Consider the following 18,403-nt stretch of genomic DNA (forward strand, 5'->3'; position numbering starts at 1 on the left):
CCTCCATCACGATCACATCGACGCCGAGTTCATGACCCAGACCATTTCCACCGACCTGCTCGTCATCGGGGCCGGGCCCGCCGGCTATACCGCCGCGATCTATGCCGCACGCGCCAATCTCAAGCCCGTCCTCGTCGCCGGCCTCCAGCCTGGGGGGCAGCTGATGATCACGACGGACGTGGAGAACTATCCCGGCTTCGCCCGCGGCATCCAGGGCCCCGAACTGATGGAGCAGATGGCCGCCCAGGCTGCCCATGTGGGAACGCGGATCGTCCATGACATCATCACCGAATGCGACCTGAAGGGCCGGGGCGGCCCGGACGCGCCATTCCGGCTGACGGGCGATTCGGGCGACATCTACCTGGCGCGGTCGGTCGTCATTGCAACGGGCGCGCAGGCCAAATGGCTGGGCATCCCCGGCGAGTCCCGCTACCAGGGCGCTGGCGTGTCGGCCTGCGCCACCTGTGACGGGTTCTTCTATCGGGGACGCACGGTGGCCGTCGTCGGCGGCGGCAACACGGCGGTCGAGGAAGCCCTGTACCTGACCCATCACGCCAGCCACGTCACCCTGATCCACCGTCGGGACCATTTGCGGGCCGAGCGCATCCTGCAGGACCGGCTGTTCGCCAATCCCAAGATCTCGGTAAAATGGAACACCGTCGTCGACGACATCGTCGCCGATGCGACCCCCGCCGTCGTGACCGGCCTGAATGTGCGCGACACCGTGACCGGGCACCGTGAACAGCTGGCGGTGGACGGCGTATTCATCGCCATCGGCCACGCCCCGAACACCGCGATCTTCCAAGGCCAGGTCGAAACGGACGACGAGGGATATATCGTGACCCCGCCGGGTGGCACGCGCACCTCGGTCCCGGGCGTGTTCGCGGCCGGCGACGTGCAGGACCGTATTTTCCGCCAGGCGGTGACCGCCGCCGGCACGGGCTGCATGGCGGCGCTGGAGGCGGAACGTTACCTGGCGGGAATTTCGGATTGAATACCTTAATTCCTTGACCCGACCTTATACATCCGTCACCAGATACATTGAATACGCCAAGGGCGAAGACAGAATCGGAGTATATGCGTGGACTGGGACAAACTCCGGATTTTCCATGCGGTGGCCGAAGCGGGTTCGTTCACGCATGCGGGTGACGTACTGAACTTGAGCCAGTCTGCGGTTTCCCGCCAGATTTCGGCGCTGGAGGAAGCTCTCCAGGTCCCCCTCTTCCACCGGCACGCGCGCGGGCTGATCCTGACGGAACAGGGGGAAACCCTGAACCAGACGGTGCGTGAGGTCTTCTCCAAGCTGGCGATGACCCAGTCCCTGCTGACGGAAAGCAAGGAAAAGGCCGCCGGGCGCCTGCGCGTCACAACGACGAGCGGCTTCGGAACCTGCTGGCTGACGCCGCGGCTGCACCGGTTCATGGACGCCAATCCCGACATCGTCATCACCCTCATCCTCGAGGACAACGATCTCGACCTGGGCATGCGCGAGGCCGATGTCGCGGTCCGGATGCACCCGCCACGCCAGCCTGACCTGATCCAGCGGCATCTCGCGGATTTCCCGCTGCCGATCTATGCCGCCCCCGCCTATCTGGAAGAATTCGGCACCCCGGCGACGCTGGACGATCTGGCGAAGCACAAGCTGGTGCTGTTCGGCGGCTATCACCCACCCGTCCCGCATATCAACTGGCTGGCCGAGGCCGGCGTTCCGGCGGACGAGAAACGTCCCGCGCGCGTCGAGGTCAACAGCCTCGCCGCCATGGCCTCGGCCATTGCGACAGGCGTCGGAATCGGTTCGATCCCGCTCTATGCGGCAGCGCAGCACCCGCATCTGGTCAAGATCCTGCCCGAGGTCTCTCTGCCGACGGTCGATGCCTATTTCGTGTATCCGGAAGAACTCCGCACCTCCAAGCGCGTCGCGGTCTTCCGCGACTTCCTGCTGGCGGAAATCAGCGGCCGCCACTGAACGACGCATCCACGGCTGCGGCCGAAGAGGGCGACCGTATCGGTCGCCCTTTTTTGTGTCTGTTACCCAGCGGCAGACCGCGCAGTGCGCAGCCGGACGCCCCCTGCACCCTGACCAACCGAAACTGGTCGCCTTCAGGCGTTCGTCCCCAACCCGATCAGTTCTAGAGCGGCCGGTGTGCCCGATCCATCAGGCGGCGCCAGCCGGCCTTGATCTGCATCACCAGCGGATTCGGCCGCACCGTCGCCGCGACGACGGTCTTCCGGTCATCCTTCCGGGTCAGCCACTTGTCCAGGCTTACACCGGCCTTGGCGGCCCGTCGTGCCTCATAAGCCTGCTTCCCCGCGCCGCCCTGTTGCGCGCCCCCATCGGCCATCGCCTGTCTCTCCCTCACATCACCAGAGCAGGCGCAGCGCCCCTCCAGACGGACCGCAGGCTACCCGTCGCCCCGGACACACTTCCCATAACCGACCCGAACCCGGTCGTCGACCGGGGGACATTCCATTCCTGCGTCACCACGTGGGCTGGACGTCAGCTGTGGCGATGCGCCGTCCGCTTCAGCTGGCAACGACGCGAGAGATCGCGGTAAAACATCGCCTGCCCGATCGGTGCGAAATAACGGTGCCGGCCAATGGCGCGCAGCTTGTGCCCCGGCGCCGCGATGACGGCATCATGCGTCGCGCACAGATGCGCGGCCAGTCCTGACCTGTGGATGTGGGAATGCCGGGCCTGCCCTGCGTATGCCGGCGCCGCGACGCCAAGCGCCATGACGGCAATCATCAGAAGAACCGAGATCACGTCCCGCACCCCGCGCCCTTTCATGGCCCAGTCTCCTCCATAGAGAAGGATTCATAGGCGCAGCAATGGGAACATATCAAGAACATTCATAGGAAACGACGGCCACGCCGGATCGTCGCCGGAAAAGACTTATGGACAAAGGCTTATGGGCTCTGCGAGAGCGAGCCGCTCAATCGTCCGCCGGATGGGCCTGATGATTCACCCTCTCGCGCAATTCCTTGCCGGCCTTGAAGAAGGGGACGACCTTTTCGTCCACCGATACCATCTCGCCGGTACGGGGGTTGCGCCCGGTGCGGGCATCGCGTTTCTTGACCGTAAAGGCGCCGAAGCCGCGTAACTCCACCCGATCGCCCCGGGCCAGGGCCGCGCTGATCTCATTGAAGATCGTCTGGACGATCAATTCGATATCACGACCGAGAAGGTGCGGATTCGCCGCTGCGAGCTCGGCGATCAGCTCCGATTTGGTCATCCTTCTCCTCCCGAATGCGGGTTAAGGTTTCCAGATCGCAACGGCCCCGTCAAGCGCAACGCCTTGCGAAAGCACACTTCCTGTCCACTCGTCATCCAGAATCAACCCCACGATACCACCAATCGCCTGCCGCAGCCACGGCCGTGCCGAGCGGACACGCAGATCAGTAACGGGCATGGCCTCCGGCAGATGCTGTGTCTTGATCAGCCAGGCCTTCGCATCCGCTTCGGTCCCGATCTGGTCGATCAGGCCCAGCGTCAGCGCCTGCCGCCCCGTATAGGGACGACCGTCCGCCAGCGTCCGCACCCGCTCGACCGGCATGTGACGACCCTGGGCCACCATGGTCACGAACTGGTCGAACAGGTCGGCGACCACGCCCTGAAGCATCTGGCGCCCGTCGGGCGACAGCGGCTGCACTACGGAGGGCTGTCCCTTCATCGGCCCGGACACCAGCTGGTCCACCTTGACGCCAACGCGGTCCAGCAGGCCCGAGACATCCGGCGCCTCCATGATCACGCCGATCGATCCTGTCAGGGTGGATTGCGCGGCGAACAGGCGCTGTGCCGGAACCGACACCATGTATCCCGCCGACGCCGCGACTCCGCCCATCGAGACCACGACCGGCTTGCGCGCGGCGAACCGGGCGATTGCATCATGCAGAGCCTCTCCCCCGCTGACCGACCCGCCGGGGCTGTCGACGACCAGGATCATGCCCCGGACCGATTTCTGCGTCGTCGCATGATCGATCAGGTCCAGCTGCTTGCGATTGTCGGCCCCGATCACGCCGGTGATCCGCAGGCGGACAAGATGGTCGCGCTGTCCCACGCCGTGCGCATGAAACAGCGAATGGCTCCCGGCGGCGACCAGTGCCAGCATAAAGGCGGCGACGGCCGCCACCCGCCATACCAGCAGACGCCGCTTCAGGCGCAACCGGTCGACGGCCAGGTCAGGATCAGGCGCCATCGCGCCCGATCCCCTCCCCGACATACCCGATTCGCATCGCGATTACTGCGCGGCAGGCTTGCGACCACGCCGGGCCGGTTTCACCACGTCCTCGGCCGCCGGGGCCTCTTCGGTCACGGCAGTGATCTTGCGACCCAACCCGATCTCACGCGCCAGGGTGGACCGGCGTTCGGCATAATTGGGCGCGACCATCGGATAGTCGGAAGGCAGGCCCCAGCGCTCGCGATACTGTTCCGGCGTCATGCCATAGGCGCTCTGCAGGTGGCGCTTCAGCATCTTCAGCTTCTTCCCGTCCTCCAGGCAGACGATGTAGTCGGGAAAGACGGACCGCTTGATCGGCACCGCGGGCTGCAGCTTCTCGGGTTCCGGCGCCGCCTGGCCCAGGGATGTCAGGGCGTGATAGACCTGCCGGATCAGATCCGGAACCCCGTCGGCAACGACAGTGTTATTCGCGACATGAGCCGACACGATCTGCGCCGTAAGCTCCAGCAAGGAAGCGTCCTGCTCAATTTCGGACATACTATTTTCCATTCTGTTATTCTGATTAAAGTTTTTTCGTATTGAAATTTTGTGTGGTCAACCGTTGAATTATATCAACCTCAAATAATTAATACAATGCCCTTTCCAGATTCCAGTGGAAGCTATGATAACCATACCCCATCTCAAAAGTATAAATCCACCACTGGTTATATTTGGCAGCGTCAATATCGACGTTGTCGCGCGCCTGACGCGCCTGCCTGCCCCCGGCGAGACGCTGCATGCCCTGGGTGCGCATCTGGGACTGGGCGGCAAGGGCGCCAACCAGGCGGTCGCGGCGGCACGCCTGGGGGCCGCGGTCGTGCTGGCCGGTCGTACGGGGGACGACATGTTCGCGGATTACGCGCGCACGGCCCTGCTGCATGAGGGCGTAAATTCGGACCATCTGTTCCGCACGCGCCAGGACATGACCGGCCTGGCGATGATCTGCACCGATGCCGCGGGGGAAAACAGCATCGCCGTCGCCGGCGGCGCCAACATGACCATGGACGAATCGGACGTGGACCGTCTGGCCCCGCTTCTGGCCGCGAACGCCATCGTGCTGATGCAATGCGAGATCCCGATGGGTGTCATTCTTGCTGCCGCCCGCCGGATCGCGGGAATCGGGGCGACGCTGGTTCTGGACCCCGCGCCGGTACCGGCCGCCGGCCTGCCCGACGAACTGTTCGGCCTGGCCAGCGTAATGACCCCCAACGAGACCGAAACCGAATTGCTGACCGGCCTGCGCCCGCATGATGCCGACAGCGCGCTGGAGGCCGCGCGGCGTCTGCATGCGCGCGGCCTGGAACGTGCCATCGTCAAACTGGGCGCCCGGGGCGTCCTGTTCTCCGACGCCGGGGGCCACGGGTTCATCCCGCCGTTCCAGGTTACGGCCATCGACAGCGTCGCGGCGGGGGATTGCTTCAATGGCGGCCTGGCGGTCGCCCTGTCACGGGGCATGGAACTAGGCCCCGCCACGCGCTTCGCCGCCGCCTGCGGCGCCCTGGCCACCACGCGCAAGGGCGCGTCCGAAGCCGCCCCCACCCTGGCGGAGGTCGAAGCCCTGCTGGCCGCCCAGCCGTGAAAACCTGAATCAGAAAACGGCTTGCTCCCGCTTTCTGATGACCTTCCCCGCCCTTCTCCACGTCGCGGTTCAGGCGCCGACTGCGCGCATGTCCTGGCAGGCTTTCAGACTCCGTTTGAAAACGCCTGTTGCGGACCGAAAGGGACGCGCAGCGGCACGCCCGGCATGTGTTTCCGAGCAGCGGAGCGCAGCGGCCGTGCTGGCCGCCCGCCGCGAAGCACGGGAAACGCGCGTCCGATCCCGGCAAAAGATGTTTTCAAACGGTTTCTCAGATGTCCGCGAGCGGCCCGAGTTCGCGCTCCACCAACGGTATGACCTCCTCGGCAAATCGCTCCAGCGATTTTCGCGCGCGCGCCAAGGGCATGTCACCGAACTGGAAGAAACAATTATAATGACGCGGCCGGAGGGCGCGTATTTCGGCGATCATCTTCTCCGCCACCAACGCCGGCGCGCCAATCAGCAGATTATCGCGGAATGTTTCGAGGGGCGGCTCGTCAGGAAGCGGATCGGCGTCGACGAATACGCCGTCGAGCTTGAAGTTGCTGAAGCGAAGGCTATGCACCATGCGGCCGACGTAGCGCGCACGCTCGGCCGCTTCCAGCGCCTCGGTCGTGGAATCGGTCACATGAATATACTGCTGAACCGCCACAGGCATCGAGGCGGGATCCAGGCCGGCACTGGTCCAGGCCTTCCGCACGTTCCCGGCAATACCGATCAGCGCCTCGCTGCCGCGCCATCCCGCCGTGATGAAGGGCGTGGCGTTCCATCTGGCAAGCGCCGCGAGAATCTCCGGATGGGGCGACGTGCAGTAGAGTGGCGGCATGGTCCCCGATTTCGTGCGCACCGCGAATATTGTTTCCGGCACGCTGGCCCATTTGCCGCGAAAGCGCACATGGCCCTCGGCCAACGCCCCTTCGATGATCTTCCAATACTCCATGAAGACGTCGGCCTTATGCGCCACGTCCGCACCCAGGCCCTCGAACTCATAGGCCTGGTAACCCGTGCCCAGACCGATCACCGCCCGGCCGTCGGACATGTTGTCGAGCAGCGCGATTTCCTGAGCAACCCGCATCGGGTTGTAGAGCGGCAGGATGATGACGCCCGTGCCCAACTTGATGCGCGAGGTGCATGAGGCCATGTGCGCCGCCATCATCAGGGGCGACATGGAAACGGAATAATTGGTGAAATGATGTTCGGCGAACCATGCGATTTCGAAGCCGGCCAGCTCGGCCGTCGCGACCATCACGCGCGTATCGTCGATGATTCCCGGCACGCCGCCAGGATTGTCACGATAACACATCAGGCTGAACAAACCGAGATGCATGGCATTGTGTCCTTTTCAAAACAATTATGAAGACCGGCCTCGGGCCCTGTCATATCATTCCGCAATCGTTGCGGCTTTCCGACCATCTGACGCTTCCCGTCGGGCGGTATGGCAGAAGACCAGGTCCACGACAGTTTCACGCTCGCCCCATGTCCGGTCGAAGACCCACGCGGCGCCACAAACGCGCCCTCACGCACCCTCGGCGCCCGCAAACCATCATGCACCTCCGTTTCGTATAAAAATACATTTATGCGATTAATTTGGTTAAAATTATACCACGCATAATTCAACGTGGAATATAGACGCGCGTCCACCGATCTGCCATCCTGAGGCGACAGTGACATGGCGAGCATGGGGATCGCCAGACGACAGGCATCCGTAGGAGATCGATCCTGAAACCCGACAGCCTCGCAGTACTTCTGGTCGCTGCGGTCTCCTCGACAGTATTTCCGGCTCTTGCATACGCGCAGGCACCATTTTCGGGCGGCGAGCTGATCTATCTCGACCCGCAGCCGCACACCAATCTCTATCCGCCGGCGGCGGGATTCTATCCCAACGGCGGGATCCTGGACCAGGTCGCGGACCGCCTGACATGGCAGAACCCGCGCACGCTGGAAATCGAGCCCTGGCTCGCGCAGTCCTGGTCCAGCAACGCCGACGATACCGAGTTCACCTTCCACCTTCGTCCCGGTGTGACATTCTCGGACGGCAGCAGGCTCGATGCGCAGGCCGTTGCCCTGAATTACGAGACCTATGGCAAGGGAAACAAGGCGCTCCACTTCCCGGTCTCGGAAGTCATCAACAATTTCGACCATGCGGAGGTTCTCGACCCGCTTACCGTGAGATTTCATTTCACGCGTCCCTCTCCCGGCTTTCTCCAGGGGACGTCGGTCATCGGTTCGGGAATCGTCTCGCCTGCCACCCTCTCCCACCCGTTTGATGAACTGGGTGTCGGCACGCAGATCATCGGCTCCGGGCCGTTCGTGATCGCACGCGACATTCCCGGCAAGGAGGTCGATCTCGTGGCGCGACGCGATTACGCGTGGCCCCCCGCCTCGCGGGCCGGACAGACGCGCGCGTGGCTGGACGGCGTGAAAATCCTCGTGACCCCGGAAGACAGCATCCGCGTCGGCGCGCTGCTCGCGGGCCAGGCGGCCCTCATCCGCCAGGTCGAGGCCTATGACGAGGAGCAGGTCACGCTGGCCGGTTATCGCCTGTACGCCCCGTCCACGCGCGGGGTGAACACGGAAATCGCCTTCAGGCCCGACAATCCCCTGGTCGCGGACATCCGGGTGCGCGAGGCCCTGCTGCATGCCACCGACCGGCGGGAAATCGCCGATACGCTCTATTCCCCGAACTATCCGCTCGCGCGGTCGGTCCTCTCGGCCCAGGCTGCCGGATTCCGCGATCTTTCCGACAGGCTCAGCTTCGATCCGCAACGCGCCGGGCAGCTTCTGGACGAATCCGGCTGGCGCGTGGGCCCGGACGGCCTGCGCCACAAGGACGGAACGACGCTCACGCTTGGAATCCACGTCTCCCAGCCGCACCCTCAGAACAAGACGATGCTGGAACTGATTGCCCAGCAATGGCGCAAGGTCGGCGTCCAGCTCAACGTCATGTCGGGCTCGGCGGCGGGAATCATCCTCGACAATCTCGATCCGCTGCGCACACCCGTCACGGTGTCGGAGGTCGGGCGCGCCGACCCGGACGTGATGAAGAGCGAGTTTTTCCCGGCCAACCGGGATACGCTCCTGCAAAAGGGCGGGCAGAGCGCCAAGGTTCGGAATTTCCATGACGACACGTTGGACGCGCTGCTTCTGGAAATCGCCTCGGATACCGATCCGCGGGACCGGCTTGGACGCCTGGGGGACCTTCAGGAGTATATCGTGAAAAACGCCTATACGATCCCGATCTTCGAGGAGCCCCAGGTCTATGCCGGCGCGCCCGGCGTGCATGGCGTCAGCTTCGAGGCCGTCGGCCGCCCGAGCTTCTACGGCATATGGCTGGACCGGCGATGACCCGATCCGCACCGGCGACTCGTCCCCCGGCCGCATATGCCGAGACGGCGGCACGTATCGCCGTCCGCGCCGGCCATGCCCTGCTTGTACTCTGGGGCGCGTTCACGCTGACCTTCGTGCTCCTGCAACTGATGCCGGGCGATGCCGTCATGATCCGCTTCATGGATCCCGAACTCGGCCTCACGCCCGCGCAGATCGCTGCAATCCGCCTGTCCTACGGCACGGGGGCTTCGCCCTTCGTTCAGTATGTCCATACGCTCGGACAGATGCTGCACGGGAATTTCGGCTACTCGGTGCAACTCGGCGTTCCGGTTTCCTCCCTGCTGGCGACCACCCTCCCCGTCACGCTGCGCCTCGCCGTCTGCGGTTTCGTCGCGGCGATGACCTGGACGTTCGCCGTTGCCGTCGCCGCCACCCTGCTGCCCTGGGCATGGGCCCGCGGACTGGCCCGCGCGCTTCCGGGCCTGTGGGGCGCGGTGCCGCTGTACTGGTCGGGAATCCTGGTGATCCAGGTCGTCTCGTTCCGCCTGCACCTCATTCCCGTGATCGGCGTAGGCCCGTGGGAGGGGATGATTCTGCCGGCGCTCGCCGTCAGCCTGCCGGTCGCGGCGCCACTGGCGCAGATCCTGCTGCAGCATGTGGACGAAACCGCGAATCTTCCGTTCGCAACCGTTGCCCGCACCAAGGGCGCGAGCCCGGCCTCGGTTTTCTGGCGGCACATCATTCCAAACGCCATGCTGCCGTTCCTGACGATGGGTGGCCTGGTATTCGGCGAATTGCTTGCCGGGGCGGTGGTGACCGAGACGGTCTTCGGGCTTGACGGCGTCGGCCAGCTGACCCGGCAGGCTGTCGCCGGGCAGGACGTCGCGGTCCTCCAGGCGGTGGTGATGATCTCGGCGACGAGCTTCGTCACCATCAATTTCATCATCGACCTGCTCTACCCCGTCCTCAATCCGACCCTGCGCCACCGGGCGAGGCGCCCGACCCGGAGCCGCGCGTCATGAAAATTCCACCACTTTCCCAAATTTCGCTCGCCGCCTCGTGGCTGCTGCTCGGCCTGCTGCTGGCGATGGTCGCCGACCCGGCCCTCTTCACCCGCTACAGCGCCACCGCCGGCGCCGCGGTCGAGCATCTGCGCGCACCCAGCGGCGCGCATTGGTTCGGAACCGACCAGTTGGGACGGGACGTGTTCGCAAGGATCATTTACGGCGCGAACCGCACGCTCCCTGCCGCCCTGATCGCCGTGGCGACGGGATTGCTCGCCGGGGCCGGTATCGGCGCCCTGGCCGGCGCGGCCGGGGGCCGGGTCGACGCCGTGCTTACCGGCCTCATGGACGTTCTCATGTCCATTCCCGAACTGCTGATGTCCCTCACGATCGTGATCCTGCTTGGCTTCGGCACGATCCATGCCGCGATCGCCGTGGGCATCGGCCAGATCGCCGGCTTCGCCCGCATCGTACGGGGCGACGTGACGCGGATCAGCGCCATGACGTTCGTCGAGGCCGCGCGCGGCGGCGGCGCCACCTTCGCCGGCGTGCTGTGGCGCCACGTCCTGCCCAACTGCATGACGTCGCTCATCGGCCTGTCGGTTCTCCGCTACAGCACCGCGATCCTGTCCATCGCGACACTGGGGTTTCTCGGCTATGGCGCGCCGCCACCGGCACCGGAATGGGGATTGATGATCTCGGAAGGCCGAGACTACCTGGCCACGGCGTGGTGGATGACCACCTTCCCCGGCCTGGCCGTGCTGCTGGTCGCACTCGCCACCACCCGGATCAGCCGCACCATCGTCGATCCCGCGGGCAAGCGCCGATGAGTCCCTCGAATTTCCGTCTCCGCCCCGACGCGCCTGCCGCCCCCGCCATGGGACCGGTACTGGACGTGAAGGATCTTCGCATCTCCTATTCCGCCAGGACGGTGGTTCACGGCGTCTCGTTCCAGGCGGCCCGTGGGGAAACGACGGCCGTCATCGGTGAATCAGGCTCGGGGAAATCGACCATCGCCCGCGCGATCATCGGCCTCCTGCCCCAGGGCGCCCACCTGGAATCCGGAACGATCACGTTGGCGGGGGACACGCTGACACGCCGGCCCTCCCACGAGTTCGACGGCATCCGCGGGCGGCGCATCGGCTTCGTGCCGCAGGATCCGTCCAACTCCCTGGATCCGGTGGCCACCATCGGCGCCCATGTCGGCGAGATGTTTCGCCTGCACACGACCCTGTCCCGCGCCGAAACCCGGGAGCGCGTGCTGGCGCTCCTGGATCGTGTGGGTCTGTCCGACCCTGTCCTCCGTTTCTCGCAATATCCGCATGAACTTTCCGGCGGCATGCGGCAGCGGGTCCTGATCGCGGGCGCGATCGCGCTCAACCCCGATCTGATCGTGGCGGACGAGCCCACCAGTGCGCTGGATGTGACCGTGCAGCGGCAGATCCTGGACCTGCTGGACGGCTTGCGCGCGGAACACGGCACGTCGATCCTGCTGATCACCCACGATCTTGCCATCGCGAAGGACCGTGCCCGCGACACCATTGTCCTGCGGAGCGGCCGGATCGAGGAGCAAGACGACACTGCGAAGATTTTCGCCGCCCCCCGGGCGGACTATACGAAACGCCTGATCGCCGACCTGCCGGTCTTCGCGCCTCGACCGCCGCCTGCCGATATCCCGGCGGCAGACGCAGCCGATGCCGTCGTGGTCTCGAACCTGCGCGTCGCCTACCCGACCGGCCGGCACCAGACACGCCTGGCCGTCGATTCCGTTTCGTTTCGCGTTCGCGCCGGAACGACCCACGCCATCGTCGGCGAATCAGGTTCGGGAAAGACGACGATCCTGCGTTGCCTGACCGGTCTCATCATGCCGGACGCCGGCACGATCCTGATCGAGGGGGAGGATATCGCCCATGCGCGCGGTCCCGCCCGACGCGCCATGCTGCGCCATATCCAGCTGGTCTATCAGAATCCCTGGGCGTCTCTCGACCCGAGGCAGAGCGTGCGCCAGATCATCGAGGAGCCGCTCCGCAATTTCGCGATCGACAGTCCGGCCGGACGCCGCGCGCGTGTCGAGGCGATGCTGGACCGGGTCCACCTGCCACGCACCTTGCTCGACCGCCGCCCTGCCGAAATGTCCGGCGGCCAGTGCCAGCGCGTGGCCCTTGCCCGCGCGCTGGTGATCGAGCCACGCATCCTGGTCCTTGACGAGGTGGTATCCGCGCTCGACGTGACCGTGCAGGCGCGGGTCCTGGACCTGCTGGCCGAACTGCGCCGGGATCTCGGCCTGACCTATATATTCGTCTCGCACGATCTGGCCGTGGTTCGCCAGATTGCCGATACGCTCTCGGTGATCCGTCATGGCAGGCAGGTCGAGCGCGGCCCGGCGGACACTCTCTTCGACGCGCCCGCCGAGCCCTATACGAAGCTGCTCCTCGCCGCGATTCCGGGCCAGGGAAATGCGGCACCCGTCCAGCTACAGGAGACATGATGCGATGACCGTGTCCGCCGCACCGACCTTCGCCTTCTTCACCCGCCTTCTGGACGATGGCGACGCCCTCACACGGTATCGCCTGGCGACGGAACAGATCGTGCATGCCGAACATCACGGTTTCGAAACGGCATGGGTGGCGCAGCATCATTTTCACCCCGACCAGGGCGGCCTGCCGTCGCCCTTTGTCTTTCTCGCCAATGTCGCAGCGAAAACGCAGGCGATCCGGCTCGGCACCGGCATCGTGACCCTGCCGCTGGAAAACCCGATCCGGGTCGCGGAAGACGCGATCGTCTTTGACCTGCTGAGTGGAAACCGTCTCGAATTCGGGGTCGGACCCGGCGGCACATCCGAAAGCTTCGAGGCGTTCGGACTCGATGGCGCCCGGCGCAACCCGATCATGGAGGACAACCTCGCGGTCGTGCGCGATGCATGGCGCGGCCAGCCCTTCCCCGGCGGGGCGCTCCTCTACCCGGAGGCGCAGTCGCTCGGCGCACGCATCTGGCAGGCCACGTTCTCCACCCGTGGTGGGGCCCGCGCAGGCAGCGCCGGAGACGGTCTGATGCTGTCGCGAACCCAGCCCCGCCCCGACAGGGCGCCTGATGATCAGGCCCCTATTCCTCTCGACGATATCCAGAACCCGATTATCGATTCCTATCTCGCCGACCATCCGGCGGGACAGGCCCCGCGGATTCTTGCGTCACGAAGCGTGTTCGTCGCAGACGATCGCCAGACGGCCCTCGACCTGGCCCTGATCGGCATCCGTCGCTTCATCGCCGCCACGGGACGCGTTCCCAACGGCGGCCCTGCGAACGCGCCAGAGGATGCCGATCCGGTATCACCCTGGACGTTGATCCGGTCCATGGACCTGCATGTCGGGACGCCCGACGACGTGATCCGCTCCCTCTCCGCCGACAGCGTGCTGGGGCGCGCGACCGAGGTCGCGTTCCAGGTCCACCCGATCGATCCACCCCATGCGGCGACGCTCCGATCGATCGAACTGATTGCCCGCGAGGTCGCGCCGGCCCTGGGCCTGCGGCCCGCGCGATAATCGCGCGGGGCCTGGCAGGTCCGGTCAGGCGGACCGGTCGGGTCCCGCCTTCTCCGACGGAGAGCCGAGCGACAGCATGAGGCGATTGGCCCAGTTGAAGAAGGCCGCGGAATTGATCAGGTCGACGATGGCGGCGTCACCGAAACCCGCCTCGCGAAGAGTCCTGACATGGACGGCAGAGAATTCAGTCGGTGTCGCCGTAAGCCGCTCCGCCCCCTCCGCGACCAGCAGCCAGGATGAACTCGCATCCGCCGGCAACGCCCCGTCGCGGAGAAGAGCGGCAAGCGTTTCCCGGTTCCCGCCCTGTCGCTCGGAAAAACGGGCATGCACCGACGCGCAATAGATGCAGCCATTGAGGCGCGAGACCGCCACGGCCGCCAGTTCCCGTTCCCTGCGGGGCAGGCCCCCTGCGGTATTGTAGAAAATGTCCTTGTCGCTCCGGGTACGCGCGCCAAGAATGTCGGGATCGCGCGCCAGCAGCATGAAGTACGGGGATTTGGCGCGCCCCGGATCGACCAGCCCGTCGAGATGACGGGCGGTCAGTTCGCTTTCCGGCAGCGGATCCAACCACGGATTCCAGTCCAGTTCGGCGAATGTGAATTCCACCGGTTCCGCCCCGCTTTCGGGGTGTCGAACCTGCTGCGTCCCGCTCATCACACATTCTCCCCATTGCCGGCCGATTGTTCAGGACCCGCGTCCCGCAGGACCGACAACCCGTGGATCACCCTGATCTGGAACGTCAGAAACGAAACCAGCTGCGACAGGGTTACGATCCCCGAAATCGTCCAGCCCGCATCAAGCAGTTTCTCTATCGCCGCCTGGCTCGCGTCCCGCGGATGAAAGACCAGGAGATGCGCATGCCGGAAGGCCGCCGCAAGTCGCGCGTCAAGCCCTTCCGCCGACGCCTCGAACACGATGCCGGACAGATTTTCCGTTGAAAGCGGCCCCTCCGGATATTTGCCATAGGGTCCGCGTGTCCGCGCCGGTTCCAGCAGCGCCTCGATCGCGGCCAGGTGCGCCGTGCCGCCCGGAACGCCGCGCAGCGCGGCCGCATAGAACGCGTAGACAGGCTGATGGGCATGAAGGCCGGCAACAAAAGCCGCTACGCTATGCCGTTCCAGCAAGGACACATCGCCCTCTTCCGCCGGCCGGAACAACGCAAGGGTGCTGAGCCGCGCATTCTCCCGCAGCACGCTGCGGCGGCTCCGCAGGGAATCGAGCCAGGACCCCTGCGATATTCCCACGATATGATCGATGACGTCCGGCACTGTCGCCAGATCGATGATGGATGTCGAGGACATGTCTTCTCCCTCGGCGGCGACCCGGAAGCAGGTGCGCTGATGCTTGTATCCGACAGGCATCCCGACAGAGCCGCCACCTTTCGTAATCTCTCTGCAAGCAGCTAGCCCCGGCGCGGCCGATTATGCAACCAATTTTCACGCAGAAATTTCAGATTATTCCAAATAATACTATTTGTTTTTGTATATAATGCTCCAATGAAGATCGGAGACCCGCATGTTGTTGGAAATGGGCAACACCACACAGAAAAAACATGCGTCCGGTTTCGTAACGGCCGGATCCGGCTCGACCCGACCTAAGCTGTCGGCGGATCGCGATCCGTCGCAAACCTTCCCTTTCCCGGGGAAAGCCTGGTTGCCGTATCCGGCCATTTTCGGCGGCACCCAGGGGGAGGCGCTTAAGCACCATATTAATTTGTGTTTTTATATAAGACGAATTTTTATCGTATTATATTGACGCCACGATCCGACTGTGTGAGATGTCGTCGTGAATTGTTCAGACAACGACTGTCTGAAGTGAGTTGAGAATCCGACAGAGGCAATCGAGATGGTTCGAAGCGGTTTCATTCCCCGACGCGTGGCCGTAACAAAAGGGCCGGCATTACGCCACTCAGACTGCGTCATCACGCTGACGATCGCGCTGCTGCTGTCCGCCGCACCGGTTGAAGGCTTCGCCGCCACGGCGGATTCCGATCGCGCTGCCGCCCCGAAGCCCGGCGCCACGAAGGCCGGCGCACGCGCAGCCGGTTCCCTGGCGACCTCCGCCACAAAGCCGACGGCCGCCGCCCTGCGACCGGCCCGGGCCACGCCGCTGGCCGGGTTCAGGTCGGGGGGCGCCGGGGAAGAAATCGTTGCGACGGCAAGCCTGAACAATGTCTCGCCGGCCTTCCGCGTCTCGACGCCCACCAACAGCACGGTCCGGGTGGCTGTCGTCACGGCCGCGCAATTGCTCCAGACCGGCCAGACCAACGTGATCTCCGCCCTGCAGCAAACCTCCCCGGAAATCAACGCACCCCCGGGCGGCGGCGGCGGCGCGTACTCGACCACGCCAACGCAGACCATCATCCTGCGCAATCTCAACGCCGACGAAACCCTTATCCTGGTCAACGGGGTACGACGCCATATCAGCGCACTGGGCAATTGGAGCGCGGGCCCGGCATCGGGGACCGAGCCCGCCGACCTGAGCCTGATCCCGCTCAGTGCGATCGATCATGTCGAGATCATCACCGAAGGCGCAACCGCCCTTTACGGACAGGACGCGCTGGGGGGGGCGGTCAACATCGTCCTCAAGTCGGGCGCGCGCAACGGCGGCACCGTCAATCTGCTGAACAGCGGGTTTTATCGCGGCGACGGGCAGGCCGTGGAAGGCTACGGCGATATCGAGCGGACCATCGGCCATCAGGGCGGCGGGATCGATATCGCCTGGCAGGTTCTGAACCAGCTTCCCAGCCATCGCGACGGCCTGAACACGGCGAACCTCTACAATACGCAGGATCCCGTCTACGGGGCGCACGATGCCGCGCTGCAGAAAATACAGGGACAGGACGTCAACCGGGTCGAGGGGCTCAGCAAATCCCTTGCCGAGGTGTTCAGCTTCAATGGCCATGTTCCGCTGACGGATCGCGTGGACGCCTATGCCACCGGAACGCTCGCCCACCGGGACACTGCCCGGATCGGGTTTCCACGCGGTCCGGCCAACAACAACACCGTCCGGGCGCTCTTCCCGAATGGTTTCTCACCGATCGAAACGTTCGATGAACTCGATTTTCAGGTGAATGGCGGATTAAGGGGCGTCCTGCCTTTGGGCGTCGCCTGGAACACCTACGTCTCGTATGGGCGCGAACAGGTCAACGAGGACGTGGAGAACGACAACAACCCGACCTTTGGCGCCGACAGCCAGACAAGCTTCCATCAGGGCACCATCGTCTCGTCCGAACTGATCGGCGGCGCCAAATTCTCGAAGGAATTCAACAGCGCCTCCCTGCCGAAACCCGCGGTTCTGGATTTCGGGGCGGAATACCGGCACGACACCTACCAGCTGGGACAGGGGGACTACCAATCCTGGGCCACGGGGCCGTATCTGATCGGCCAGACCGGGGTGCAGGCGAGTTCCGGCGCCACCGGCTATGCCGGCTTCGAACCCCAGAATGCCGGGAACTGGTCCCGCGATATCTTTGACGGTCATGTCGGTCTCGACATTTACGCGACGAAGAAATGGGAATGGACAATCGGTGGGCGCGCCGTCAGCTATTCGGACCTGGGCGTCGCGCCGACCGGTTCGATCGGCACGCGATACAATTTCAGCCGCCGCTTTGCCCTTCGTGCCAATGTGAATACGGGGTATCGCGCCCCGACCCTCGGCGCGGTCCATTACAATGCGACCTCGACCGGTCCGGGCGAGGTGACCGAGAATCTGTCGGATTTCGATCCGACCGCCCGGCTTCTCGGGGCGACCGGCGTGAAGGGCGAGGTTTCGCGCAGCTACAATATCGGTTTCGACTGGAACCCGCTGGACACGCTGCATGTGTCGCTTGACGGCTACCGGATCGACATCAACGATCGCATCGAAAGCACGACCGAATTTTCCGGTCCGCTGATGAACGCCTTTCTCTACAATCAGGGCATCACCTCAAGTCCGACCGATAAGATCTACGTCACCTACATGACCAATATCGGCAATACGACGACAAACGGCTTTACCGCCAAGGTCAGCTACCAGTTCCCGATCGATCCTTCCTGGGGCAAGCTGGTCGGAACAGTCATGGCAAACGCCGCGGACACGGAAGTCACGCATTACGCCAGCACGCCTGCGGTCCTCACCCAGCTGGGACAGACCTATTACGACAGCCTGTCGCGAAACAACCTGCTCCGGGCATCGCCCAAGAATAAAGAATCGTTTGCCCTGAACTGGTCCAGGGGACGCTACAGCGTATATGTGCAGGAACAACGTTACGCCGGCGTGGAATGGATCAACTATAGCGGCGACCCGGCGTCGACATGGACGCATATACGGCCGCAGGTTCAGACCAATATCGAGCTCAGCGCCCGGGTCGGCAAAGGGTTCACCCTGACGGTAGGGGCCAACAACCTGTTCAACAAATACCCGACCCGCGTCAAGCGCAGCACCGTCGCCGAGACCCAGGGGACGATAGCCTATCCCATGACCGCCCCGGGAGGGTACGAAGGCGGATATTATTACGCACGTGTCGGCTACGTATTCTGATCCTGCCGGCACAGGCCACGGGGGGAAAACGCGGCGTTGGTTTCTGGCCTTGTCCCGCCCTGGGCCGGTGCCATGGGGACGAGAACCGGGTATAAGCCGAAGCTGGCCCTAGAGGGTGTTATGTACTTTCGTGGGTGATTGGTTCAGTAATGCTGAATGACGCAAGTTCGCAAGCCGTATCCCTCTGACGTATCAGACGAAGAGTGGTCGTTGGTTGTT

At 64.4% G+C, this 18,403-nt stretch carries 18 protein-coding genes; 10 read left to right on the forward strand and 8 right to left on the reverse strand.

Features of this window, described 5'->3' with window-relative positions:
- The first annotated feature begins 31 nt into the window (after positions 1 to 31).
- Both trxB and HLH28_RS14665 read left to right on the forward strand, forming a co-directional pair.
- Positions 32 to 994 carry a thioredoxin-disulfide reductase gene (gene trxB / locus HLH28_RS14660; protein WP_182960507.1) on the forward strand — a complete coding sequence of 321 codons (963 nt, stop codon included), beginning with the start codon at positions 32 to 34 and terminating at the stop codon, positions 992 to 994.
- A gap of 87 nt (positions 995 to 1,081) precedes the next feature.
- On the forward strand, positions 1,082 to 1,966 hold the full coding sequence (locus HLH28_RS14665) for a LysR substrate-binding domain-containing protein (protein WP_182960509.1): 885 nt from the start codon (positions 1,082 to 1,084) through the stop codon (positions 1,964 to 1,966).
- A gap of 163 nt (positions 1,967 to 2,129) precedes the next feature.
- On the opposite strand, the gene HLH28_RS14670 is transcribed toward HLH28_RS14665, so the two are convergent.
- The 5 genes from HLH28_RS14670 to HLH28_RS14690 form a co-directional block, all read right to left on the reverse strand.
- Entirely contained in the window at positions 2,130 to 2,342 is a 213-nt protein-coding gene (locus HLH28_RS14670) for a hypothetical protein (protein WP_182960511.1), read from the reverse strand.
- Between the two features lie 155 nt (positions 2,343 to 2,497).
- A complete protein-coding gene (locus tag HLH28_RS14675) occupies positions 2,498 to 2,788 on the reverse strand; it encodes a hypothetical protein (protein WP_182960513.1) in 291 nt (96 codons plus the stop codon).
- Between the two features lie 145 nt (positions 2,789 to 2,933).
- Complete coding sequence (locus tag HLH28_RS14680) at positions 2,934 to 3,233, reverse strand: integration host factor subunit beta (RefSeq protein WP_182960515.1); 300 nt, start codon at positions 3,231 to 3,233, stop codon at positions 2,934 to 2,936.
- 21 nt (positions 3,234 to 3,254) lie between these two features.
- Positions 3,255 to 4,196 (reverse strand): signal peptide peptidase SppA, encoded by a 942-nt coding sequence (gene sppA / locus HLH28_RS14685; RefSeq protein ID WP_182960517.1) that lies wholly within the window; start codon positions 4,194 to 4,196, stop codon positions 3,255 to 3,257.
- A gap of 42 nt (positions 4,197 to 4,238) precedes the next feature.
- A complete protein-coding gene (locus tag HLH28_RS14690) occupies positions 4,239 to 4,715 on the reverse strand; it encodes a MucR family transcriptional regulator (RefSeq protein ID WP_182960519.1) in 477 nt (158 codons plus the stop codon).
- 124 nt (positions 4,716 to 4,839) lie between these two features.
- Here HLH28_RS14690 and HLH28_RS14695 point away from each other — a divergent pair, with 124 nt between their 5' ends.
- Entirely contained in the window at positions 4,840 to 5,796 is a 957-nt protein-coding gene (locus tag HLH28_RS14695; protein WP_182960522.1) for a ribokinase, read from the forward strand.
- A 268-nt stretch (positions 5,797 to 6,064) separates the two neighbouring features.
- Here HLH28_RS14695 and HLH28_RS14700 read toward each other — a convergent pair whose 3' ends face one another.
- Positions 6,065 to 7,120, reverse strand: a complete 1,056-nt coding sequence (locus HLH28_RS14700) for an LLM class flavin-dependent oxidoreductase (RefSeq protein ID WP_182960524.1) — start codon at positions 7,118 to 7,120, stop codon at positions 6,065 to 6,067.
- A gap of 494 nt (positions 7,121 to 7,614) precedes the next feature.
- Here HLH28_RS14700 and HLH28_RS14705 point away from each other — a divergent pair, with 494 nt between their 5' ends.
- Genes HLH28_RS14705 through HLH28_RS14725 form a run of 5 tightly spaced genes read left to right on the forward strand, consistent with a single transcriptional unit; the run spans position 7,615 to position 13,663 of the window.
- A complete protein-coding gene (locus tag HLH28_RS14705; RefSeq protein WP_338029750.1) occupies positions 7,615 to 9,138 on the forward strand; it encodes a TIGR04028 family ABC transporter substrate-binding protein in 1,524 nt (507 codons plus the stop codon).
- Complete coding sequence (locus HLH28_RS14710) at positions 9,135 to 10,142, forward strand: ABC transporter permease (RefSeq protein ID WP_182960526.1); 1,008 nt, start codon at positions 9,135 to 9,137, stop codon at positions 10,140 to 10,142. Before HLH28_RS14705 ends, HLH28_RS14710 begins: the two co-directional genes overlap by 4 nt.
- Positions 10,139 to 10,954, forward strand: a complete 816-nt coding sequence (locus HLH28_RS14715) for an ABC transporter permease (protein ID WP_182960528.1) — start codon at positions 10,139 to 10,141, stop codon at positions 10,952 to 10,954. The genes HLH28_RS14710 and HLH28_RS14715 overlap by 4 nt, the downstream gene beginning before the upstream one ends.
- A complete protein-coding gene (locus tag HLH28_RS14720; protein WP_246396233.1) occupies positions 10,951 to 12,612 on the forward strand; it encodes a dipeptide ABC transporter ATP-binding protein in 1,662 nt (553 codons plus the stop codon). Before HLH28_RS14715 ends, HLH28_RS14720 begins: the two co-directional genes overlap by 4 nt.
- A gap of 4 nt (positions 12,613 to 12,616) precedes the next feature.
- Positions 12,617 to 13,663, forward strand: coding sequence for a putative FMN-dependent luciferase-like monooxygenase (locus HLH28_RS14725; RefSeq protein WP_182960530.1), 1,047 nt, complete (start codon positions 12,617 to 12,619; stop codon positions 13,661 to 13,663).
- Between the two features lie 24 nt (positions 13,664 to 13,687).
- Here the strand turns inward: HLH28_RS14725 and HLH28_RS14730 are convergent, their stop codons facing one another.
- The gene (locus HLH28_RS14730; protein WP_182960532.1) at positions 13,688 to 14,317 is read right to left on the reverse strand and encodes an alkylhydroperoxidase domain protein; all 630 of its coding nucleotides are present in this window, start codon (positions 14,315 to 14,317) and stop codon (positions 13,688 to 13,690) included.
- Complete coding sequence (locus HLH28_RS14735) at positions 14,317 to 14,964, reverse strand: CMD domain protein (RefSeq protein ID WP_182960534.1); 648 nt, start codon at positions 14,962 to 14,964, stop codon at positions 14,317 to 14,319. Before HLH28_RS14735 ends, HLH28_RS14730 begins: the two co-directional genes overlap by 1 nt.
- 214 nt (positions 14,965 to 15,178) lie before the next feature.
- Between HLH28_RS14735 and HLH28_RS14740 the strand changes: the two genes are divergently transcribed.
- Positions 15,179 to 15,418, forward strand: a complete 240-nt coding sequence (locus HLH28_RS14740) for a hypothetical protein (protein ID WP_182960536.1) — start codon at positions 15,179 to 15,181, stop codon at positions 15,416 to 15,418.
- Positions 15,419 to 15,538: 120 nt separating this feature from the next.
- Positions 15,539 to 18,184 carry a TonB-dependent receptor plug domain-containing protein gene (locus HLH28_RS14745; RefSeq protein WP_338029748.1) on the forward strand — a complete coding sequence of 882 codons (2,646 nt, stop codon included), beginning with the start codon at positions 15,539 to 15,541 and terminating at the stop codon, positions 18,182 to 18,184.
- Positions 18,185 to 18,403 lie beyond the last annotated feature (219 nt).

Origin of the sequence: Gluconacetobacter tumulisoli, from assembly GCF_014174155.1 — a bacterium.
Lineage (GTDB): Bacteria > Pseudomonadota > Alphaproteobacteria > Acetobacterales > Acetobacteraceae > Gluconacetobacter > Gluconacetobacter tumulisoli.